A 21,825-nucleotide genomic window follows, 5' to 3' on the forward strand; every position below is an offset into this window, starting at 1 on the left:
GTTGCCACTCCCTGCCGTGGAAGTCAGCACGGAATAATGTACTCCCCCCTCGCTTCGTTTTGAAGGGCGGGCAGGAGAAGATTTTGTGTAGGGAATGAAAATGGTGTGAATCTTTTTCGCTATCAACGAACAATTTAACTGACGTAAAGTAAGGTTAATGGTGTAATAATAGGTTTATTGTGCTGTTAAAGAATATTAAAGTTGTATATTGTGCTGATAAAAATAAATAATATCCGCAACCTGCGTGGCAGTTACGCTGAGTGACCTTTCGTAAAACCTGAATGCTTCGTTACGTGGCGTTGTAATAGTGTGCATTGGCTAAAAGTTACTCATGTGAAATTAATGTTAAGTGTTATTAATGAATGGCCTTAATCTAAATTAAAATTTATTTATTATTAACCAACAAAATGCAACTTTAGTTAATTTTAATAAAATTAGTTGAGAAGCTTAACAACCCTCATAAATCCGCAATATTGCAATAAGACTTATAAATAAAGTGGATTTGGGTTAAGATGTCTTTCAGGAAAGCTGGGCGCAGATACATATGTTTTGTATTTGTGGAACAGGTTTTCTGAATTAATTGATTGTTATTGTTAGAGTTATCTCTGGCCGGAATGGGTTAAACATCTCCTGCTACGTTGACAGCACTGCGAGAAAGATGGCAGAAAGGGTGTATCACCCTTAATGGAATTTACATAAACCTGCAAACATCTAAATATCCTGAACGTTTAAGAGAATAAAAATAACGTCATGAAACGTGCTTTCTGACTGTTGATATTAAAACAGCACAATAACTATCTGTCAGGCAGTCTGCCGGGCCGGGATGCGAGGGAAAACCTTCAGAGGGAATTGCTTAACTGTTACACACACAGCTTCAACCCGGGCAGCTCCGCACGAGCAACCTGAAAGTGAAAAGATATGATAAATGCAAATCGTCCGATAATGAATCTCGACCTCGATCTGCTGAGAACGTTTGTTGCGGTCGCCGATCTCAACACTTTTGCAGCTGCTGCTGCCGCCGTTTGCCGAACCCAGTCCGCCGTTAGCCAGCAAATGCAACGGCTGGAACAACTGGTTGGTAAAGAGCTCTTTGCCCGTCACGGGCGTAATAAGCTCTTAACGGAACACGGTATTCAGCTTCTGGGTTATGCCAGGAAAATACTTCGCTTTAATGACGAAGCATGTATGTCATTAATGTATAGCAACCTGCAAGGGGTGCTAACGTTAGGTGCGTCTGATGAGTCAGCAGACACAATATTGCCATTTCTTCTCAATCGAATTAGTTCGGTTTATCCGAAGCTTGCGCTGGACGTTAGCGTAAAACGAAATGCTTTTATGATTGAGATGCTAAATGAGAATAAGGTCGATCTGGTGGTGACCACGCACCGTCCAGGGCAATTTAATTGCCTGACGTTGCGCACGTCTCCGACGCATTGGTATTGCGCCGCTGAATATGTGCTGCAAAAAGGTGAGCCAATTCCATTGGTATTACTGGATGATCCGAGCCCGTTCCGCGATATGGTGTTGTCGGCGCTCAATGAGGCCAATATTCCATGGCGTCTGGCTTATGTGGCTTCCACATTGCCAGCGGTACGTGCTGCCGTGAAAGCGGGGCTTGGAGTAACGGCCCGTCCGGTCGAAATGATGAGCCCGGATCTGCGCGTACTGGGTAAATCAGATGGTCTTCCTGCTTTGCCTGATACGGAGTATCTGCTCTGCCACAATACGTCCAGCAATAACGAACTGGCGAAAGTCGTGTTCGAGGCGATGGAAAACTACCATAATCCATGGCAGTTCGAACATGTTACCTCCGAAGGGGGGGATGATTCCCTGATCGTTGAAGGGGACTTTGAGTGATCGACAGCTCAAAATTCTGGTAACAATTTGTAAATGTAAAAAAAAGCCACTCACGCGATTTTCGCCTGCAGTGGCTTTTTTTTGGCAGTAATACCCGCGATCACCACGTGGATTTTCAGGATAGTCGCTATTTATCAGTAAGATAAATGCTTTTGTTCAAATGTTGTGCATTTCCCGTTCAGTCTCCCTCCAGCTCGCCCCGATGTTAATAAAACAGGAAATATGTTGCTGGTTTTTTGGGTGAATTAACAAAAGCGTGTCTCAGATCAAGAAAATACTCCTCTTTGGGGGGAGGAATCGTTGGCAAATCCTGTCAAAATAGGAGGGTTATTTTTTTTACTTCCAAAACGGACACGATTCAACAACATGCATTTGACGTAAACTCAGGTACCCACCAGGGTTAAAGGGCACCAAATGTTAATGAGAATCGCTCGATGTAATTTAATGTGAAGAAACCTTTGTTAAAGTTGACAAAAGGTTATAGAAAGGAGTAAAAAACCCCATCATTTTGCTGTCTACGTCTCATTTCTGACAGTTAGTGTAAGGTTTTTCGTTCCTCCCCATGAATCGATGTGATGCCCATCTGCCAGCAAGAGCAGTGTCGTAGGTATCACTTTTGATGAGTAAGCAATGAGTATGTCAACATCCACAGAAGTCATCGCTCATCACTGGGCATTCGCAATCTTTCTTATTGTAGCCATTGGCCTGTGCTGCCTGATGTTAGTCGGCGGCTGGTTCCTGGGCGGTCGCGCCCGTGCAAGGCACAAGAACACACCTTTCGAATCAGGTATTGATTCAGTAGGTTCCGCTCGCTTACGCCTGTCTGCCAAGTTCTATCTGGTAGCCATGTTCTTCGTCATCTTTGACGTGGAAGCGCTTTACCTTTTCGCATGGTCAACTTCCATCCGCGAAAGTGGTTGGGTGGGCTTTGTCGAGGCCGCAATTTTCATTTTAGTGTTACTGGCCGGTCTGGTTTATCTGGTGCGTATTGGCGCGCTTGACTGGACGCCTGCGCGTTCACGTCGTGAACACATCAACCCGGAAAACAGTATCTCTAATCGTCAGCAGTAACAGCGAGGCAATAAGATGGATTATACGCTCACCCGCATAGATCCTAACGGTGAGAATGACCGTTACCCCCTGCAAAAACAGGAGATCGTAACCGACCCCCTGGAGCAAGAAGTCAATAAAAGCGTGTACATGGGCAAACTCGAGCATGCCATGCACGATATGGTCAACTGGGGTCGTAAGAACTCCATCTGGCCTTACAACTTTGGCCTTTCTTGCTGCTACGTTGAAATGGTGACGTCATTCACTGCGGTGCATGACGTTGCGCGTTTTGGGGCAGAGGTACTGCGTGCTTCCCCACGTCAGGCTGACCTGATGGTGGTGGCAGGTACATGCTTTACCAAGATGGCACCTGTTATTCAGCGTCTGTATGACCAGATGCTGGAGCCAAAATGGGTTATTTCCATGGGCGCATGTGCAAACTCTGGCGGTATGTACGACATTTATTCCGTCGTACAGGGCGTAGATAAGTTTATTCCAGTGGATGTTTACATCCCGGGTTGTCCGCCGCGTCCGGAAGCTTACATGCAGGCGCTGATGCTGCTGCAGGAGTCTATCGGTAAAGAACGTCGTCCGCTCTCCTGGGTGGTTGGCGATCAGGGTGTTTACCGCGCCAACATGCAGTCTGAGCGCGAGCGTAAACGCGGCGAACGTATTGCAGTAACCAATCTGCGTACGCCTGACGAAATTTAATTTGCGCCTGTGGGCATGGAGTAAACCTTCGCATATCACTACTCAAATAGCGCGAAGCCACGCCCTACAGTCACCACGGACCATTTGCAATGGTGAACAATATGACCGACTTAACCGCGCAAGAAGCCGCCTGGCAAACACGGGATCATCTGGATGACCCTGTCATTGGCGAACTGCGCAACCGTTTTGGGCCGGATGCCTTTACTGTTCAGGCGACCCGCACCGGGGTACCTGTTGTTTGGGTGAAGCGTGAGCAATTACTGGAAGTGGTCGATTTCCTCAAGAAATTGCCAAAACCTTACGTCATGCTGTTTGACTTACACGGCATGGATGAACGTCTGCGTACGCACCGCCAGGGTCTCCCTGCTGCGGATTTTTCCGTTTTCTACCACCTGATCTCAATAGACCGTAATACGGATATCATGCTCAAGGTGGCATTGTCTGAAAACGACATGCATCTGCCGACGATCACTAAACTTTTCCCGAACGCTAACTGGTATGAGCGTGAAACCTGGGAAATGTTCGGGATGACCTTCGACGGCCACCCGCATCTGACGCGCATCATGATGCCGCAGACGTGGACCGGCCACCCGCTGCGTAAAGACTATCCGGCACGTGCGACTGAATTCGACCCGTTTGAGCTGACGAAAGCCAAGCAGGATCTGGAGATGGAAGCGCTGACCTTCAAGCCGGAAGACTGGGGCATGAAACGCGGGACGGAAAACGAGGACTTCATGTTCCTCAACCTCGGTCCAAACCACCCCTCTGCGCACGGTGCTTTCCGTATTATTCTTCAGCTTGATGGCGAAGAGATTGTCGACTGCGTACCGGACATCGGTTACCACCACCGTGGTGCTGAGAAGATGGGCGAGCGTCAGTCCTGGCACAGCTACATTCCGTATACCGACCGTATCGAGTACCTCGGCGGTTGCGTAAACGAAATGCCTTACGTGCTGGCCGTTGAGAAACTGGCAGGTATCACCGTACCGGATCGCGTTAACGTCATCCGCGTGATGCTCTCCGAACTGTTCCGTATCAACAGCCACCTGCTGTATATCTCCACGTTCATTCAGGACGTTGGCGCGATGACCCCGGTCTTCTTCGCCTTTACCGATCGTCAGAAAATCTACGATCTGGTAGAAGCCATCACCGGTTTCCGTATGCACCCGGCCTGGTTCCGTATCGGCGGTGTGGCACACGATCTGCCGCGCGGCTGGGAGCGTCTGCTGCGTGAATTCCTCGACTGGATGCCAAAACGTCTGGCTTCATACGAGAAAGCCGCACTGCGTAACACCATCCTGAAAGGCCGTTCCCAGGGCGTTGCAGCCTACGGTGCGAAAGAAGCGCTGGAGTGGGGTACGACAGGTGCGGGTCTGCGCGCAACCGGTATTGATTTCGACGTGCGTAAAGCCCGTCCTTACTCTGGCTATGAGAACTTCGACTTCGAAGTCCCGGTTGGCGGCGGTGTTTCCGACTGCTACACCCGCGTGATGCTGAAAGTTGAAGAGTTGCGCCAGAGTCTGCGCATCCTTGAGCAGTGCCTCAACAACATGCCGGAAGGCCCGTTCAAGGCGGATCACCCGCTGACGACGCCGCCGCCGAAAGAGCGCACGCTGCAACATATCGAAACCCTGATCACCCACTTCCTGCAGGTTTCCTGGGGTCCGGTCATGCCGGCGCAAGAATCCTTCCAGATGATTGAAGCGACCAAGGGTATTAACAGTTACTACCTGACCAGTGACGGCAGCACCATGAGCTACCGTACCCGCGTGCGTACACCAAGCTTTGCGCACCTGCAGCAGATCCCGTCCGCCATCCGCGGCAGTCTGGTCTCCGACCTGATTGTGTATCTGGGTAGTATCGATTTTGTTATGTCAGATGTGGACCGCTAATTATGCACGAGAATCAACAACCACAAACCGAGGCTTTTGAGCTGAGTGAAGCAGAACGTGCCGCCATTGAGCACGAGATGCACCACTACGAAGACCCGCGTGCGGCGTCCATTGAAGCGCTGAAAATCGTTCAGAAACAGCGTGGTTGGGTGCCGGATGGGGCGATCTATGAGATCGCAAAAGTGCTGGGCATTCCGGCAAGTGACGTAGAAGGCGTAGCCACGTTCTACAGCCAGATCTTCCGTCAGCCGGTGGGTCGCCATGTGATCCGCTACTGTGACAGCGTGGTTTGTCACATTACCGGTTATCAGGGCATTCAGGCAGCGATTGAGAAAAAGCTCAATATCAAGCCAGGCCAGACCACGTTCGATGGCCGCTTTACGCTGCTGCCAACCTGCTGCCTGGGGAACTGCGACAAGGGGCCGACCATGATGATTGATGAGGATACTCACAGTTATCTGACGCCGGAAGCCATTCCTGACCTGCTGGAGCAGTACAAATGAAAACTGTAATTCGTACTGCTGAAACTCATCCACTGACCTGGCGTCTGCGTGATGACAAACAGCCGGTATGGCTCGACGAATACCAGAGCAAAAACGGCTATGCCGGTGCGCGTAAAGCCCTGGGCGGCATGGCGCCGGACGACATCGTCAGTGCGGTCAAAGACGCTGGCCTGAAAGGGCGCGGCGGCGCAGGCTTTTCCACCGGTCTGAAGTGGAGCCTGATGCCAAAAGACGAATCCATGAACATCCGTTACCTGCTGTGTAACGCTGATGAAATGGAGCCGGGCACCTATAAAGACCGCCTGCTGATGGAACAGCTGCCGCACCTGCTGGTGGAAGGCATGCTGATCTCCGCGTTCGCGCTGAAAGCGTACCGGGGTTACATCTTCCTGCGCGGTGAATACATCGAAGCGGCTGAAAACCTGCGTCGCGCGATTGCCGAAGCCACTGAAGCGGGCCTGCTGGGTAAAAACATCCTTGGCACCGGTTTTGACTTCGAGCTGTTCGTGCACACCGGGGCAGGGCGTTATATCTGTGGTGAAGAGACCGCACTGATTAACTCCCTGGAAGGCCGCCGTGCGAACCCACGTTCCAAGCCACCGTTCCCGGCAAGCTCTGGCGTCTGGGGTAAACCGACCTGTGTAAACAACGTCGAAACCCTGTGTAACGTCCCGGCAATCCTCGCCAATGGCGTGGAGTGGTATCAGGGCATCTCGAACAGTAAAGATGCCGGTACCAAGCTGATGGGCTTCTCCGGTCGCGTGAAGAACCCTGGCGTCTGGGAACTGCCGTTTGGCACCACTGCACGTGAAATTCTTGAAGACTACGCTGGCGGCATGCGTGATGGCCTGAAATTCAAAGCCTGGCAGCCAGGCGGTGCAGGGACCGACTTCCTGACCGAGGCCCATCTTGATCTGCCAATGGAATTCGAAAGCATTGGTAAAGCAGGCAGCCGTCTGGGTACGGCGCTGGCGATGGCCGTCGACCACGAGATCGGCATGGTATCGCTGGTGCGTAACCTCGAAGAGTTCTTTGCCCGCGAGTCCTGCGGCTGGTGTACACCGTGCCGTGATGGTCTGCCGTGGAGCGTGAAGATCCTGCGTGCTATCGAACGTGGCGAAGGCCAGCCTGGCGATATCGAGACACTTGAGCAACTGTGTCGATTCCTGGGTCCAGGGAAAACCTTCTGTGCCCACGCACCAGGCGCCGTTGAGCCACTGCAGAGCGCGATTAAATATTTCCGCGACGAATTCGAAGCAGGCATCAAGCAGCCGTTCAGCAATACCCATGCCATCAATGGGATTCAGCCGAACCTGCTGAAAGCGCGCTGGTAAAACAGAATTTTGATTAACGCTCAGTTACGACTGAGCCAACTGGAAGCATGCTAATGGCTACGATTCATGTAGACGGCAAAGAGTATGAGGTCAACGGGGCGGACAACCTGCTGGAAGCTTGTCTGTCGCTCGGCCTTGATATTCCGTATTTTTGCTGGCATCCGGCGCTGGGCAGCGTCGGTGCTTGCCGCCAGTGTGCGGTGAAGCAATATCAAAACGCGGAAGACACGCGTGGTCGCCTGGTGATGTCCTGTATGACGCCAGCCACCGAAGGCACTTTTATTTCGATTGATGACGAAGAAGCCAAACAGTTCCGTGAAAGCGTTGTGGAATGGTTGATGACCAACCACCCGCACGATTGCCCGGTCTGTGAAGAGGGCGGTAACTGCCACCTTCAGGATATGACCGTAATGACCGGTCACAGCTTCCGTCGCTATCGCTTTACCAAACGTACCCACCGCAACCAGGATCTGGGGCCGTTCATCTCTCACGAAATGAACCGCTGCATAGCCTGCTACCGCTGCGTGCGTTACTACAAAGATTACGCAGACGGACAAGATCTGGGCGTGTATGGCGCGCATGACAACGTCTACTTCGGTCGTCCGGAAGACGGTACGCTGGAAAGCGAATTCTCCGGTAACCTGGTCGAGATTTGTCCAACCGGCGTCTTCACCGATAAAACCCACTCCGAGCGTTACAACCGTAAGTGGGACATGCAGTTTGCACCAAGCATCTGCCAGCAGTGTTCGCTGGGCTGTAACACCAGCCCGGGTGAGCGCTATGGCGAACTGCGTCGTATTGAAAACCGTTATAACGGTACCGTTAACCATTACTTCCTGTGCGACCGCGGTCGTTTTGGCTACGGCTACGTGAACCTGAAAGACCGTCCACGTCAGCCCGTTCAACGCCGTGGTGATGACTTCATCACCCTGAACGCTGAACAGGCGATGCAGGGCGCGGCAGATATTCTGCGCCAGTCGAAGAAAGTGATCGGGATCGGCTCCCCGCGCGCCAGCATCGAAAGTAACTTCGCGCTGCGTGAGCTGGTTGGGGCGGAAAACTTCTACACCGGTATCGCTCAGGGCGAGCAGGAACGTCTGCAGCTGGTACTGAAAGTGCTGCGTGAAGGCGGTATTCATACCCCAGCGCTGCGTGAAATTGAGTCTTATGATGCGGTTCTGGTGCTGGGTGAAGATTTGACGCAGACCGGCGCTCGCGCTGCCCTGGCGGTTCGTCAGGCGGTCAAAGGTAAAGCTCGTGAAATGGCGGCGGCTCAAAAAGTGGCTGACTGGCAGATTGCGGCAATCCTCAACATCGGTCAGCGTGCGAAGCATCCTCTGTTTGTGACCAACGTCGACAACACGCGTCTGGACGATATCGCGGCATGGACCTACTGCGCGCCGGTTGAAGACCAGGCCCGTCTTGGCTTTGCGATTGCTCATGCGCTGGACAGCAATTCTCCGGCCGTTGAAGGTCTCGATCGCGACCTGCAGAACAAGGTTGATGTGATTGTTCAGGCCCTGGCGGGTGCGAAGAAACCCCTGATTGTTTCCGGGACTAACGCCGGTAGCGCAGAGATCATTCAGGCTGCCGCGAACGTGGCTAAAGCGCTGAAAGGCCGTGGTGCAGACGTTGGCGTGACCATGATTGCTCGTGCGGTGAACAGCATCGGTCTGGGAATGATTGGCGGTGGCTCTCTGGAAGCTGCGTTAAGCGAACTGGAATCCGGTGCTGCTGACGCCGTTGTGGTGCTGGAAAACGACCTGCATCGTCATGCTTCTGCCGCACGCGTTGACGCAGCGCTCTCCAAAGCGCCGCTTGTGATGGTTATTGACCATCAGCGCACCGCGATCATGGACAAAGCGCACCTGGTGCTCTCTGCGGCAAGCTTCGCGGAAAGCGACGGTACGGTTATCAACAACGAAGGCCGCGCACAGCGTTTCTTCCAGGTGTATGACCCGGCGTACTACGACAGCAACACCATAATGCTGGAAAGCTGGCGCTGGCTGCACTCTCTGCACAGCACCGTTCAGAGCCGTGAAGTGGACTGGACGCAGCTCGACCATGTTATCGACGCGGTCGTGGAAAAACTGCCTCAGCTGGCTGGCATCAAAGATGCGGCTCCTGACGCAAGCTTCCGTATTCGTGGCCAGAAACTGGCGCGTGAGCCGCACCGTTACAGCGGTCGTACCGCGATGCGAGCCAACATCAGCGTTCACGAACCTCGTCAGCCGCAGGATAAAGACACGATGTTTGCCTTCTCAATGGAAGGGAACAACCAGCCGTCTGCACCGCGCTCTCAGGTTCCGTTCGCATGGGCACCAGGCTGGAACTCCCCGCAGGCATGGAACAAATTCCAGGCTGAAGTGGGCGGCTCTCTGCGCCACGGTGACCCGGGCGTGCGTCTGATTGAAGCTTCCGACACCGGTCTGGACTTCTTCACCACCGTGCCGGCGAGCTTCCAGGCGCAGGAAGGGAACTGGCGTATTGCGCCGTACTACCATCTGTTCGGCAGTGACGAATTGTCCCAGCGTTCTCCGGTATTCCAGAGCCGCATGCCGCAACCGTACATCAAGCTTAACCCGGCAGATGCCGCGAAGCTTGGCGTTAACGCGGGTGCGAACATCGCCTTTAGCTATGATGGCCAGACAATCAGCTTGCCGCTGATTATCTCTGAAAGTCTGACTGCAGGGCAGGTGGGTCTGCCGATGGGTATGCCTGGCATCGCGCCGGTACTGGCGGGTGCGCGTCTTGATAATCTGCAGGAGGCAAAAGCATGAGTTGGTTAACGCCGGATCTTATCGACATCCTGCTGAGCATTCTGAAAGCGATAGTTATCCTGCTGGTGGTCGTCACCTGCGGCGCGTTCATGAGCTTTGGTGAACGTCGTCTGCTCGGTCTGTTCCAGAACCGTTACGGACCGAACCGCGTGGGCTGGGGTGGTTCACTCCAGCTGGTAGCGGACATGATCAAGATGTTCTTTAAAGAGGACTGGATCCCGCGCTTCTCTGACCGCGTGATCTTTACTCTGGCACCGATGATCGCCTTTACCTCGCTGCTGCTGGCGTTCGCGATTGTTCCTGTCAGCCCGACCTGGGTGGTGGCTGACCTGAACATCGGCATTCTGTTCTTCCTGATGATGGCAGGCCTCGCCGTGTATGCGGTGCTGTTCGCGGGCTGGTCCAGTAACAACAAATACTCCCTGCTGGGTGCGATGCGTGCTTCTGCGCAGACGCTGAGCTACGAAGTATTCCTGGGGCTTTCCCTGATGGGTGTGGTGGCGCAAGCCGGTTCATTCAACATGACCGACATCGTCAACAACCAGGCTGACATCTGGAACGTTATCCCGCAGTTCTTTGGTTTTATTACCTTTGCTATCGCGGGCGTGGCGGTGTGTCACCGTCACCCGTTTGACCAGCCAGAAGCCGAACAGGAACTGGCCGACGGTTACCACATCGAATATTCCGGTATGAAATTCGGTCTGTTCTTCGTGGGCGAGTACATCGGTATTGTCACCATTTCCGCGTTGATGGTAACGCTGTTCTTTGGTGGCTGGCATGGCCCGTTCTTACCGCCGTTCATCTGGTTCGCGCTGAAAACCGCGTTCTTCATGATGATGTTCATTTTGATTCGCGCAGCGTTACCGCGTCCGCGTTATGACCAGGTAATGTCCTTCGGCTGGAAAGTGTGCCTGCCGCTGACGCTCATCAACTTGCTGGTAACGGCGGCTGTCATTCTCTGGCAGCAGCCATAAGGGGCTATAGACCATGACCTTAAAAGAATTATTGGTAGGTTTCGGCACTCAGGTACGCAGTATCTGGATGATCGGCCTGCACGCGTTTGCCAAACGCGAAACCCGGATGTACCCGGAAGAGCCGGTATATCTGCCGCCGCGCTACCGTGGCCGTATCGTGCTGACGCGCGATCCGGACGGTTCAGAGCGCTGCGTTGCCTGTAACCTGTGTGCGGTAGCGTGTCCGGTGGGCTGTATCTCTCTGCAGAAAGCAGAGACGGTAGATGGCCGCTGGTATCCTGAGTTCTTCCGCATCAACTTCTCACGCTGCATTTTCTGCGGTCTGTGTGAAGAAGCGTGCCCAACCACGGCGATTCAGCTGACCCCGGACTTCGAACTGGGTGAGTATAAGCGTCAGGACCTGGTGTACGAGAAAGAGGATCTGCTGATTTCCGGTCCGGGCAAATACCCGGAATATAACTTCTACCGGATGGCGGGTATGGCAATCGACGGCAAAGATAAGGGCGAAGCAGAGAACGAAGCTAAGCCTATCGACGTCAAGAGCCTGTTACCGTAAGGAGAGGGCAATGGAATTCGCTTTTTATATCTGTGGCCTTATCGCCATCCTGGCTACGCTGCGAGTGATTACGCACACCAATCCGGTGCATGCGCTGCTGTACTTAATTATCTCGCTGCTGGCTATTTCCGGGGTGTTCTTTGCGCTGGGCGCGCACTTTGCTGGTGCGCTGGAGATCATCGTCTACGCCGGGGCCATCATGGTGCTGTTCGTCTTCGTGGTGATGATGCTGAACCTGGGCGGCTCTGAAATTGAGCAGGAACGTCAGTGGTTAAAACCGCAGGTCTGGATTGGCCCGGCGATCCTGTCGGCCATCATGCTGGTGGTCATTGTTTACGCCATTCTGGGTGTGAATGATCAGGGCATCGACGGCACGCCAATCGGCGCTAAAGAGGTGGGTATTACGCTGTTTGGCCCATACGTCCTGGCGGTTGAACTGGCCTCTATGCTGCTGCTGGCGGGCCTGGTTGTTGCCTTCCACGTTGGCCGCGAAGAGCGTGCTGGTGAGTTGCTGAGCAACCGCACTGACGACCGCGCGAAAAGAAAAACGGAGGAACGCGCATGATCCCCTTAACACATGGACTGATCCTCGCTGCGATTTTATTCGTTCTGGGCTTAACCGGTCTGGTTATCCGCCGCAATCTGCTGTTTATGCTGATCGGTCTGGAAATCATGATTAACGCCTCCGCGCTGGCCTTCGTGGTCGCCGGAAGCTACTGGGGCCAGACCGATGGTCAGGTGATGTACATTCTCGCCATCAGCCTCGCGGCTGCCGAAGCGAGTATTGGCCTGGCGCTGTTACTGCAGCTCCATCGTCGCCGCCAGAACCTGAACATCGATTCAGTAAGTGAGTTGCGTGGATGAACATGCTTGCCTTAACCATTATTTTTCCGCTGATTGGCTTCGTGCTGCTGGCGTTTTCTCGTGGCCGCTGGTCTGAGAATCTGTCCGCCACCGTCGGCATGGGCTCTGTGGGTCTGGCTGCGCTGGTAACAGCGTATGCGGGTATCGACTTCTTTAATAACGGGCGTCAGGCCTTCAGCGTACCGCTGTGGACCTGGATGTCGGTCGGTGATTTCAACATCGGTTTCAACCTGGTGCTGGATGGTCTCTCTCTGACCATGCTCTCCGTGGTGACCGGCGTGGGCTTCCTGATCCACATGTTTGCCTCCTGGTATATGCGCGGTGAAGAGGGTTACTCCCGCTTCTTCGCCTACACCAACCTGTTTATCGCGAGCATGGTTGTTCTGGTGCTGGCCGATAACCTGCTGTTGATGTATCTCGGCTGGGAAGGCGTGGGTCTCTGCTCTTATCTGCTGATCGGCTTCTACTATACCGATCCGAAGAATGGCGCAGCGGCCATGAAAGCGTTTGTCGTGACCCGTGTGGGTGACGTCTTCCTCGCCTTCGCGCTGTTCATTCTCTACAACGAACTGGGCACGCTGAATTTCCGCGAAATGGTGGAACTGGCGCCAGCGCACTTCGCTGCCGGCAATGACATGCTGTGGTGGGCAACGCTGATGCTGCTGGGTGGTGCCGTGGGTAAATCCGCGCAGCTGCCGTTGCAGACATGGCTGGCCGACGCGATGGCAGGTCCAACGCCTGTCTCCGCGCTGATCCACGCCGCAACCATGGTTACCGCTGGGGTCTACCTGATTGCGCGTACGCATGGTCTGTTCCTGATGACGCCGGAAATTCTGCATCTGGTGGGTATCGTTGGTGCGGTAACGCTGGTGCTGGCAGGCTTTGCCGCGCTGGTTCAAACCGACATCAAACGCGTTCTCGCGTACTCCACCATGAGCCAGATTGGTTATATGTTCCTGGCACTGGGTGTTCAGGCATGGGACGCAGCCATTTTCCACCTGATGACGCACGCGTTCTTTAAAGCGCTGCTGTTCCTCTCATCCGGTTCCGTGATTCTGGCCTGCCACCACGAGCAGAACATCTTCAAGATGGGCGGACTGCGTAAGTCCATTCCGCTGGTTTATGTCTGCTTCCTAGTGGGCGGCGCGGCGCTGGCGGCACTGCCGCTGATTACCGCGGGCTTCTTCAGTAAGGACGAAATCCTTGCCGGTGCCATGGCGAATGGTCATATCAATCTGATGGTTGCGGGTCTGGTCGGTGCGTTCATGACCTCCCTGTATACCTTCCGTATGATTTTCATCGTATTCCACGGTAAAGAACAAATTCACGCTCACGCAGGGAAGGGGATTACTCATCACCTGCCGCTGATTGTGCTGCTGGTACTCTCCACCTTCGTTGGCGCACTGATTGTGCCACCGCTGCAGGGCGTACTGCCGGACACCACCGAGCTTGAGCACGGTCGCGTTCTGACGCTTGAAATCACCTCGGGTGTGGTCGCTATCGCGGGCATCCTGATCGCAGCATGGCTGTGGCTGGGCAAACGTACGCTGGTGACTGCCGTTGCCAACAGTGCGCCAGGCCGCCTGCTGGGGACCTGGTGGTACAACGCGTGGGGCTTCGACTGGCTGTACGACATGATCTTCGTCAAGCCGTTCCTGGGCATTGCGTGGCTGCTGAAACGCGATCCGCTGAACTCCCTGATGAATATCCCGGCGATCCTTTCCCGCTTTGCAGGTAAAGGCCTGCTGTTCAGCGAGAACGGTTACCTGCGCTGGTATGTGGCGTCCATGAGCATCGGTGCGGTTGTCGTGCTGGCGCTGCTGATGGTGTTGCGTTGATCGTTAAGTGAATTTTATTCGAATTCGTTGAAAATCAGGCTCCTGCTGGGGGCCTTAAAAAGGAATGTAAATCGCCATGTTACTACCCTGGCTAATATTAATTCCCTTCATCGGCGGCTTCCTGTGCTGGCAGACTGAACGCTTTGGCGTGAAGATGCCGCGCTGGATCGCGCTGATCACCATGGGATTGACGCTCGCGCTTGGTCTGCAACTGTGGTTGCAGGGTGGCTACTCTCTGACGCAGTCTGCGGGGATTCCGCAGTGGCAGTCTGAATTTATTCTGCCGTGGATCCCGCGTTTTGGGATAACCATTCACCTGGCTATCGACGGTCTGTCGCTGCTGATGGTGGTGCTGACGGGTCTGCTCGGCGTTCTGGCGGTACTGTGCTCCTGGCGAGAAATTGAAAAATACCAGGGCTTCTTCCACCTGAACCTGATGTGGATCCTGGGCGGCGTTATCGGCGTGTTCCTTGCCATCGACATGTTCCTGTTCTTCTTCTTCTGGGAGATGATGCTGGTGCCGATGTACTTCCTGATCGCGCTGTGGGGCCATAAGGCGTCCGACGGTAAAACGCGTATCACGGCGGCAACCAAGTTCTTCATCTATACCCAGGCGAGCGGTCTGGTGATGTTGATTGCGATTCTGGCGCTGGTGTTTGTTCACCACACGGCGACCGGTATCTGGACCTTCAACTATGAAGACCTGCTGAAGACCCCGATGTCTCATGGTGTGGAATACCTGCTGATGCTGGGCTTCTTCATTGCCTTCGCGGTGAAAATGCCGGTGGTTCCCCTGCACGGCTGGCTGCCAGACGCGCACTCACAGGCGCCAACGGCGGGTTCCGTTGACCTGGCGGGGATCTTGCTGAAAACCGCGGCCTACGGTCTGCTGCGTTTCGCTCTGCCGCTGTTCCCGAATGCGTCCGCTGAGTTCGCGCCAATTGCGATGTGGCTTGGTGTGATCGGTATCTTCTACGGTGCCTGGATGGCCTTCACGCAGTACGACATTAAACGTCTGATTGCGTACACCTCCGTTTCCCACATGGGCTTTGTACTGATTGCCATCTACACCGGCAGCCAGCTGGCTTACCAGGGTGCGGTTATCCAGATGATTGCGCACGGTCTGTCCGCAGCCGGTCTCTTCATCCTGTGTGGTCAGCTGTACGAACGTCTTCACACCCGTGACATGCGTATGATGGGCGGTCTGTGGAGCAAAATTAAATGGCTGCCAGCGCTCTCTATGTTCTTCGCGGTGGCCACGCTGGGTATGCCAGGCACCGGTAACTTCGTCGGCGAATTTATGATTCTGTTCGGCAGCTTCAAAGTGGTGCCGGTCATTACCGTGATCTCCACCTTTGGTCTGGTGTTCGCTTCCGTTTACTCGCTGGCGATGCTGCACCGCGCTTACTTCGGTAAAGCGAAGAGCGAAATTGCTGCAAAAGAACTGCCGGGGATGTCGCTGCGTGAGCTGTTCATCATCCTGCTGCTGGTCGTACTGCTGGTGCTGTTGGGCTTCTTCCCGCAGCCAATTCTGGATACCTCGCACTCCGCGATGGGGAATATCCAGCAGTGGTTTGTTAATTCTGCTTCTACTACAAGGCCGTAATTCGCCATGACAATAACTCCACAACAACTGATCGCGCTGCTACCGCTGCTGATCGTCGGATTGACGGTGGTGGTTGTGATGCTCTCCATTGCGTGGCGACGCAATCACTTCCTGAATGCCACGCTGTCGGTCATCGGTCTGAACGCCGCATTAGTCTCTCTCTGGTTTGTTGGCCAGGGCGGGGCGATGGACGTCACTCCACTGATGCGCGTTGACGGCTATGCCATGCTGTACTCGGGTCTGGTTCTGCTGGCGAGCCTGGCAACCTGTACGTTTGCGTACCCATGGCTGGAAGGCTACAACGACAACAAAGAAGAGTTTTACCTGCTGGTACTGATTGCCGCGCTGGGCGGTATTCTGCTGGCGAATGCGAACCATCTGGCTGCGCTGTTCCTCGGTATTGAGCTTATCTCTCTGCCGCTGTTCGGTCTGATTGGTTACGCCTTCCGTCAGAAACGCTCTCTGGAAGCGAGCATCAAGTACACCATTCTGTCTGCTGCCGCGTCGTCTTTCCTGCTGTTTGGTATCGCGCTGCTGTACGCACAGTCCGGAAACCTCTCTTTCATGGCGCTCGGCAAGAGCCTCGGCGACGGTATGCTGCACGAACCGCTGCTGCTGGCGGGTCTGGGCATGATGATTGTTGGCCTTGGCTTTAAGCTCTCTCTGGTTCCGTTCCACCTGTGGACGCCAGACGTCTACCAGGGCGCGCCTGCTCCTGTCTCAACCTTCCTGGCGACGGCGAGCAAAATCGCTATCTTCGGGGTGGTGATGCGTCTGTTCCTGTACGCGCCGGTGGGTGACAGCGAAGCGGTTCGCGTGGTGCTGGGTATCATCGCGTTTGCTTCCATCATCTTCGGTAACCTGATGGCGCTGAGCCAGACCAACATTAAACGTCTGCTGGGCTACTCATCTATCTCCCACCTGGGCTACCTGATGGTGGCACTGATTGCGCTGCAGAGCGGTGAGATGTCGATGGAGACCGTCGGTGTTTACCTGGCCGGTTACCTGTTCAGCAGCCTCGGCGCGTTCGGCGTGGTGAGCCTGATGTCCAGCCCGTACCGTGGTCCGGATGCAGATTCCCTGTTCTCCTACCGTGGTCTGTTCTGGCACCGTCCGATTCTGTCCGCCGTTATGACCGTAATGATGCTCTCTCTGGCGGGTATTCCGATGACGCTGGGCTTTATCGGTAAGTTCTACGTGCTGGCAGTGGGTGTGCAGGCACACCTGTGGTGGCTGACGGCGGGCGTGGTTATCGGCTCTGCAATCGGTCTCTACTACTACCTGCGTGTGGCCGTGAGTCTGTATCTGAGTGCACCTCAGCAACTGAACCGCGATGCGCCGCGTAACTGGCAGTACAGCGCCGGTGGTATCGTGGTACTGATCTCCGCGCTGCTGGTACTGATCTTCGGTATCTATCCACAGCCGCTGATCACCATCGTGCAGCACGCGATGCCGCTGATGTAATCACGTTGCTGTTTGACCGCAGTGAATAAAAAAACCCGCCTCGGCGGGTTTTTTGTTGGCTTGCGGCCTTGCCCTGTCGGGAAGGCGTGAGCCTGCTGAAAGTTAAGCCAGCTGTTTACGGCTAATCAGCGGACCGTCAATCTTCTTCATTGACCGATCCAGAACTTCTTCAATGACTGACGAGAGTTCATTGAGTTCAAACTTTGCCACGTAACCGTCGGCTTTCACCTTGCGAATATGATCTTCGTTAGCATTGCCGGAGAGGGAAGAGTGGATCACCACCGGAATATCTTTCAACAGCGGGTCGGTTTTGATTTTACGCGTCAGGGTAAAGCCGTCCATCTCCGGCATTTCCAGGTCGGTCAGCACCAGTGCGATCTTATCGGTAATCGGCACACCTTCAGCCTGAGCCTGTGCCGCCAGCACGCTAATTTTCTCCCACGCGTCTTTGCCGGTGATATGCAGCTGCGCCGGGATCTCCATCGCCTGCAGACCTTTTTCCAGCATCGAGCGTGCCACTTTAGAGTCTTCGGCGACAATCGCGACGGCACCGGGCTTGATGTGGAATTTCGTGGTCTTCAGATCCGTGGCATGCAGGTCGTGGTTGGCCGGGGTGATGTCATACAGGATCTGCTCAACGTCGAGCACCATCGCCAGCTCATTGGTATCGGTCTTCTCATCCAGACAAGCGATACTGGTGATGTACCGCCCGCTGACGGCAGTTTCCGCCGCGTGCACCTGCTTCCAGTCAAGACGCATGATGTTCTCAACGGATTCCACCGCAAAAGCCTGCACGCTGCGGGCATATTCCGTGATCAGCAGGATGTTCAGCCCGGTGGTTGGCTTACAGCCCGCCACGGCAGCCAGGTCGATTACCGGGATAACCTGATCGCGAATATTCACCATGCCCATCAGCGGTGATTTCATCCCGGCGGGTTTCGTGAACTCTGGCATCGGCACAATTTCACGCAGCTTAAAGACGTTAATGCCAAACAGCTCGGATTTATTTGCGTTCAGAGAGGTGCCAAGACGGAACAGCAACAGTTCAAAACGGTTCGACAGGGTGAGATTCGCCCTGTCATCAATATCTTTCTGGAAATTATCCATTCTACCCTCGAGAGAAATGCTGACCTTTTAATCGTTATCGGCACTCTGAGAGAAAAATGAAGGACTAAACGCTGACCTTAGCGAAATCTTCGGCCAGCTCACATTCCTGGAACCGTTCACGGCACTCTGCCAGCAGGCGTTCACAGCCCCGGGCATCGTAGCGCGAGCTGACATGGGTGACGATCAGTTTCCCGACGCCCGCGTCACGCGCAAGCTGCGCCGCCTGGTGCGTAGAGCTATGGCCCCGGCTGTTGGCTTTCTCTTCCATCGCCGCCTCGAGGGTGGCTTCATGCACCATGAGATCCACACCCTGTGCCAGCAGCAACGCCGCCGGGCATGGGGCCGTGTCGCCGAAAATCGCCAGTTTTTTCCCGGGCTGCGGGGCGGCGAGATAATCCTGCCCGTTGATGATGCGCCCGTCTTCCAGCGTCACGGTTTCGCCCTGCTTCAGGCGCTGGAACAGCGGCCCGGGTTTAATCCCGTCGGCCAGTAACGCCGACGCATTGAGCGCGCCGGGTTTATCCCGCTCCTCAATGCGATAACCATAGCACTCCACCGGATGGCTCAGGGGTTGGGCTGTCACCCGATACACACCGTCATCCAGGACCACACCGGCGGTTATCTCCACCACCTCCAGGGGATAATCTGTCCATGAGCCGCTCAGACGCAGCGTGGTGTCGACAAATTCCCGGATACCCGCAGGCCCGTAAATCGTCAGCGGGTTGGCATTGCCCGCCATTGAGCGGCTGCACAGCAGGCCAGGCAGGCCAAACAGATGGTCGCCATGCAGATGGGTAATGAAAATTTTATCCAGTTTGCCGGGATGATACGGGGTATGTAACAGCTGATGCTGCGTCCCTTCACCGCAGTCAAAAAGCCATAATCCACCCCGCGTCGGGTGCTGCAAATCCAGCAGAATCGCGGTCACATTTCGTGATCGGGTTGGCACTCCAGCGGACGTACCGAGAAAAATCAGTTCCATAACGTAATCAGCCCTTTGCCGAACGGGGAGGGGTTTAGTATAACGTGATGAACCCAGGAAGGAGACTGACATGATCCAGTGGCAAGATTTACACCATAGTGAGCTCACGGTAACGTCACTTTACGCGCTGCTCAAACTGCGCTGCGAAGTGTTTGTTGTTGAACAAACCTGCCCGTATCAGGATATCGATGGCGATGATCTTATTGGCGAGAATCGCCATATTCTTGGCTGGCGGGACAACGCGCTGGTGGCGTATGCGAGGATTCTGAAAAGCGAAGACGATTTTGAGCCTGTCGTGATTGGTCGCGTGATTATCAGCGGCAACGCGCGTGGTGAAAAACTGGGCTATCAGCTGATGGAAAAAACGCTGGAAGCGTGCCAAAAACAGTGGCCGGACAAGGCATTATATCTGGGCGCGCAGGCGCACCTGCAACCGTTTTACGGGCATTTTGGGTTTACCCCCGTGACGGACGTGTACGATGAGGACGGTATTCCACACATCGGCATGGCGCGGGAAGCGAAACAGGCGTAATGGCGAGTCGTTGGCTATAGTTAGCGGACTGGTGTACTAACATGGAGAAAAATATGTCATTTCAATCCTGGGATACCCGTATCGATGACGACCTGGCCTTGCTGAGCGAAACGCTGGAAGAGGTGTTACGTTCGTCGGGCGACCCTGCCGATGAGAAATATATTGAGCTGAAAGCCCGTGCCGAAAAAGCGCTGGATGATGTTAAAAATCGCGTCAGCCATGCTTCGGACAATTACTATTACCGCGCGAAAAAGGCGGTATACCGTGCCGATGATTACGTCCATGAAAAACCATGGCAAGGCATCGGGGTAGGGGCAGCTGTCGGACTGGTGCTGGGGCTGCTTTTAGCCCGCCGTTAACGTTCCTTATACGGTTAACCACTCCCTATACGTGGGTACTGCTATTTATGGTCAGTACCCCGTATAATATGCGGTTTTAACAGGGAGAGGTTCGCGTGAATTCGATTTCCACCGCGCTGGAGCATCTGCGTAGCCAGCTTACGCAAGCGTTACCCACTGCACCCGGTTTACATCACTTCGACGTCTCTTTCCCGTTAAACGACGCCTTCGATCCCCTGGCCTGGCTGGGCGTTCAGCATTGCTATCCTCAGTTTTACTGGCAACAGCGTAACGGTGATGAAGAACTTGCTGCGCTTGGTGCCGTCGCGCATTTCTCCTCTCTGGCATGTGCCTCACAGTTTTTGCAGGCGCATGATGCGGCCCGCGACACGCGTATCTGCGGCCTGAATGCGTTTAATCCCGAGCAGGGCAGTCTGTTTTTACCGCGTCTGCTGTGGCGACGTACCGCCGGACAGGCCACGTTACGCCTGCAGCTGTGGAGCGACAGTTCACTTCACGATGATGCCCGCGCCGCGCTGGATTTTCTCCAGCAACTCGGTGAGGCGAGACCCATTCGTCCACTGTCCGTTGAGGTTGTGCAGGAAAAGCATCATCCGGAACAACCCGAATGGCTGCGCCTTATCCGCAAGGCAACCCAGACCATCGCTCGCGGTGATTTTGAAAAGGTGGTGCTCGCCCGGGCAACCGACCTGCAGTTTAAGCACTCTGTTAACCCTGTCGCACTGATGGCTGCCAGCCGCGCCCTGAACCTGAACTGCTACCATTTCTGCATGGTGTTCGATGCCAGCAACGCGTTTCTCGGCTCGACCCCCGAGCGCCTGTGGCGCAGACGCGGCAAGCTGCTGCGCACGGAAGCGCTGGCAGGCACCGTCGCCAGCCATACCGATGATAAACAGGCCGAACGGCTGGGCGACTGGCTGATGAACGACGACAAAAATCAGCGTGAAAATATGCTGGTGGTGGAAGATATTTGCCAGCGGCTCCAGCACCATACCCAGACGCTGGAGGTGCTGCCCGCCCAGGTTGTACGGCTGCGTAAAGTACAGCATCTGCGTCGCTGTATCTGGACCGAGCTCAAACACGCTGACGATGCACAATGCCTGCATGTTCTGCAGCCCACGGCGGCCGTCGCCGGTCTGCCGCGTCAGGCGGCGCGCGACTTTATCCACCACAACGAGCCGTTCGACCGCGAGTGGTACGCCGGTTCTGCCGGGTATTTATCCCCTGAACAAAGCGAGTTCTGCGTGGCGTTGCGTTCTGCCCGTGTTTACGAAGACGCCCTGCGGCTGTACGCCGGGGCGGGAATTGTCAGCGGCTCTGACCCGGAGCAGGAGTGGCAGGAGATAGAAAACAAAGCGGCCGGGCTGCGCTCTCTGCTCCTAAGGGATTAAGACTGATTCGCGCAATCCCGATTCA

The 21,825-nt window shown here is 54.7% G+C and carries 19 protein-coding genes; 17 read left to right on the top strand and 2 right to left on the bottom strand.

The window, feature by feature from the left end; genetic code table 11:
• The first annotated feature begins 918 nt into the window (after positions 1–918).
• The 14 genes from lrhA to nuoN all read left to right on the top strand — a co-directional run bounded on the left by lrhA (position 919) and on the right by nuoN (position 17,429).
• Positions 919–1,857, top strand: a complete 939-nt coding sequence (gene lrhA / locus AM410_RS14220) for a transcriptional regulator LrhA (RefSeq protein WP_014171001.1) — start codon at positions 919–921, stop codon at positions 1,855–1,857.
• 630 nt (positions 1,858–2,487) lie between these two features.
• On the top strand, positions 2,488–2,928 hold the full coding sequence (gene nuoA / locus AM410_RS14225) for an NADH-quinone oxidoreductase subunit NuoA (protein ID WP_014171000.1): 441 nt from the start codon (positions 2,488–2,490) through the stop codon (positions 2,926–2,928).
• Positions 2,929–2,943: 15 nt separating this feature from the next.
• Complete coding sequence (gene nuoB / locus AM410_RS14230) at positions 2,944–3,618, top strand: NADH-quinone oxidoreductase subunit NuoB (RefSeq protein ID WP_003861482.1); 675 nt, start codon at positions 2,944–2,946, stop codon at positions 3,616–3,618.
• Positions 3,619–3,707: 89 nt separating this feature from the next.
• On the top strand, positions 3,708–5,510 hold the full coding sequence (gene nuoC / locus AM410_RS14235; protein WP_014170999.1) for an NADH-quinone oxidoreductase subunit C/D: 1,803 nt from the start codon (positions 3,708–3,710) through the stop codon (positions 5,508–5,510).
• 2 nt (positions 5,511–5,512) lie between these two features.
• Positions 5,513–6,013, top strand: coding sequence for an NADH-quinone oxidoreductase subunit NuoE (gene nuoE / locus AM410_RS14240; RefSeq protein ID WP_014170998.1), 501 nt, complete (start codon positions 5,513–5,515; stop codon positions 6,011–6,013).
• Positions 6,010–7,347 (top strand): NADH-quinone oxidoreductase subunit NuoF, encoded by a 1,338-nt coding sequence (gene nuoF, locus AM410_RS14245; protein WP_014170996.1) that lies wholly within the window; start codon positions 6,010–6,012, stop codon positions 7,345–7,347. Before nuoE ends, nuoF begins: the two co-directional genes overlap by 4 nt.
• Positions 7,348–7,400: 53 nt before the next feature.
• Positions 7,401–10,127, top strand: coding sequence for an NADH-quinone oxidoreductase subunit NuoG (gene nuoG / locus AM410_RS14250; protein WP_040018032.1), 2,727 nt, complete (start codon positions 7,401–7,403; stop codon positions 10,125–10,127).
• Complete coding sequence (gene nuoH, locus AM410_RS14255) at positions 10,124–11,101, top strand: NADH-quinone oxidoreductase subunit NuoH (protein WP_014170994.1); 978 nt, start codon at positions 10,124–10,126, stop codon at positions 11,099–11,101. Before nuoG ends, nuoH begins: the two co-directional genes overlap by 4 nt.
• Positions 11,102–11,114: 13 nt before the next feature.
• Positions 11,115–11,657 carry an NADH-quinone oxidoreductase subunit NuoI gene (nuoI, locus tag AM410_RS14260; protein WP_003861491.1) on the top strand — a complete coding sequence of 181 codons (543 nt, stop codon included), beginning with the start codon at positions 11,115–11,117 and terminating at the stop codon, positions 11,655–11,657.
• Positions 11,658–11,667: 10 nt separating this feature from the next.
• Positions 11,668–12,222 carry an NADH-quinone oxidoreductase subunit J gene (gene nuoJ / locus AM410_RS14265; RefSeq protein ID WP_014170993.1) on the top strand — a complete coding sequence of 185 codons (555 nt, stop codon included), beginning with the start codon at positions 11,668–11,670 and terminating at the stop codon, positions 12,220–12,222.
• Positions 12,219–12,521: an NADH-quinone oxidoreductase subunit NuoK gene (gene nuoK / locus AM410_RS14270; protein ID WP_003861496.1), complete on the top strand. Its 303-nt coding sequence runs from the start codon at positions 12,219–12,221 to the stop codon at positions 12,519–12,521. The genes nuoJ and nuoK overlap by 4 nt, the downstream gene beginning before the upstream one ends.
• On the top strand, positions 12,518–14,359 hold the full coding sequence (gene nuoL, locus AM410_RS14275; RefSeq protein WP_014170992.1) for an NADH-quinone oxidoreductase subunit L: 1,842 nt from the start codon (positions 12,518–12,520) through the stop codon (positions 14,357–14,359). Before nuoK ends, nuoL begins: the two co-directional genes overlap by 4 nt.
• Positions 14,360–14,435: 76 nt before the next feature.
• Entirely contained in the window at positions 14,436–15,965 is a 1,530-nt protein-coding gene (gene nuoM / locus AM410_RS14280) for an NADH-quinone oxidoreductase subunit M (RefSeq protein ID WP_014170991.1), read from the top strand.
• 6 nt (positions 15,966–15,971) lie between these two features.
• A complete protein-coding gene (gene nuoN, locus AM410_RS14285; RefSeq protein ID WP_014170990.1) occupies positions 15,972–17,429 on the top strand; it encodes an NADH-quinone oxidoreductase subunit NuoN in 1,458 nt (485 codons plus the stop codon).
• A gap of 102 nt (positions 17,430–17,531) precedes the next feature.
• Here the strand turns inward: nuoN and AM410_RS14290 are convergent, their stop codons facing one another.
• On the bottom strand, positions 17,532–18,536 hold the full coding sequence (locus AM410_RS14290) for a chemotaxis protein (RefSeq protein ID WP_014170989.1): 1,005 nt from the start codon (positions 18,534–18,536) through the stop codon (positions 17,532–17,534).
• Positions 18,537–18,600: 64 nt separating this feature from the next.
• Positions 18,601–19,518, bottom strand: a complete 918-nt coding sequence (rbn, locus tag AM410_RS14295; RefSeq protein ID WP_073396192.1) for a ribonuclease BN — start codon at positions 19,516–19,518, stop codon at positions 18,601–18,603.
• 70 nt (positions 19,519–19,588) lie between these two features.
• Here rbn and AM410_RS14300 point away from each other — a divergent pair, with 70 nt between their 5' ends.
• The 3 genes from AM410_RS14300 to menF all read left to right on the top strand — a co-directional run bounded on the left by AM410_RS14300 (position 19,589) and on the right by menF (position 21,800).
• Positions 19,589–20,050, top strand: a complete 462-nt coding sequence (locus AM410_RS14300) for a GNAT family N-acetyltransferase (protein ID WP_014170987.1) — start codon at positions 19,589–19,591, stop codon at positions 20,048–20,050.
• 53 nt (positions 20,051–20,103) lie between these two features.
• Positions 20,104–20,409 carry a stress response protein ElaB gene (gene elaB / locus AM410_RS14305; RefSeq protein ID WP_083599655.1) on the top strand — a complete coding sequence of 102 codons (306 nt, stop codon included), beginning with the start codon at positions 20,104–20,106 and terminating at the stop codon, positions 20,407–20,409.
• 95 nt (positions 20,410–20,504) lie between these two features.
• Positions 20,505–21,800: an isochorismate synthase MenF gene (menF, locus tag AM410_RS14310; RefSeq protein WP_073396189.1), complete on the top strand. Its 1,296-nt coding sequence runs from the start codon at positions 20,505–20,507 to the stop codon at positions 21,798–21,800.
• Positions 21,801–21,825: the final 25 nt, after the last annotated feature.

The sequence above is a fragment of the Enterobacter cloacae complex sp. FDA-CDC-AR_0164 genome (genome assembly GCF_003071645.1).
GTDB lineage: Bacteria > Pseudomonadota > Gammaproteobacteria > Enterobacterales > Enterobacteriaceae > Enterobacter > Enterobacter ludwigii.

Coding starts and splice junctions, on each gene's coding strand:
- nuoI (WP_003861491.1), top strand. CDS start 11,115: ATGACCTTAAAAGAATTATTGGTAGGTTTCGGCACTCAGGTACGCAGT.
- nuoN (WP_014170990.1), top strand. CDS start 15,972: ATGACAATAACTCCACAACAACTGATCGCGCTGCTACCGCTGCTGATC.
- nuoF (WP_014170996.1), top strand. CDS start 6,010: ATGAAAACTGTAATTCGTACTGCTGAAACTCATCCACTGACCTGGCGT.
- nuoL (WP_014170992.1), top strand. CDS start 12,518: ATGAACATGCTTGCCTTAACCATTATTTTTCCGCTGATTGGCTTCGTG.
- nuoB (WP_003861482.1), top strand. CDS start 2,944: ATGGATTATACGCTCACCCGCATAGATCCTAACGGTGAGAATGACCGT.
- rbn (WP_073396192.1), bottom strand. CDS start 19,518: ATGGAACTGATTTTTCTCGGTACGTCCGCTGGAGTGCCAACCCGATCA.
- nuoM (WP_014170991.1), top strand. CDS start 14,436: ATGTTACTACCCTGGCTAATATTAATTCCCTTCATCGGCGGCTTCCTG.
- nuoE (WP_014170998.1), top strand. CDS start 5,513: ATGCACGAGAATCAACAACCACAAACCGAGGCTTTTGAGCTGAGTGAA.
- nuoH (WP_014170994.1), top strand. CDS start 10,124: ATGAGTTGGTTAACGCCGGATCTTATCGACATCCTGCTGAGCATTCTG.
- nuoA (WP_014171000.1), top strand. CDS start 2,488: ATGAGTATGTCAACATCCACAGAAGTCATCGCTCATCACTGGGCATTC.
- nuoJ (WP_014170993.1), top strand. CDS start 11,668: ATGGAATTCGCTTTTTATATCTGTGGCCTTATCGCCATCCTGGCTACG.
- AM410_RS14300 (WP_014170987.1), top strand. CDS start 19,589: ATGATCCAGTGGCAAGATTTACACCATAGTGAGCTCACGGTAACGTCA.
- AM410_RS14290 (WP_014170989.1), bottom strand. CDS start 18,536: ATGGATAATTTCCAGAAAGATATTGATGACAGGGCGAATCTCACCCTG.
- nuoG (WP_040018032.1), top strand. CDS start 7,401: ATGGCTACGATTCATGTAGACGGCAAAGAGTATGAGGTCAACGGGGCG.
- nuoK (WP_003861496.1), top strand. CDS start 12,219: ATGATCCCCTTAACACATGGACTGATCCTCGCTGCGATTTTATTCGTT.
- nuoC (WP_014170999.1), top strand. CDS start 3,708: ATGGTGAACAATATGACCGACTTAACCGCGCAAGAAGCCGCCTGGCAA.
- lrhA (WP_014171001.1), top strand. CDS start 919: ATGATAAATGCAAATCGTCCGATAATGAATCTCGACCTCGATCTGCTG.
- elaB (WP_083599655.1), top strand. CDS start 20,104: ATGTCATTTCAATCCTGGGATACCCGTATCGATGACGACCTGGCCTTG.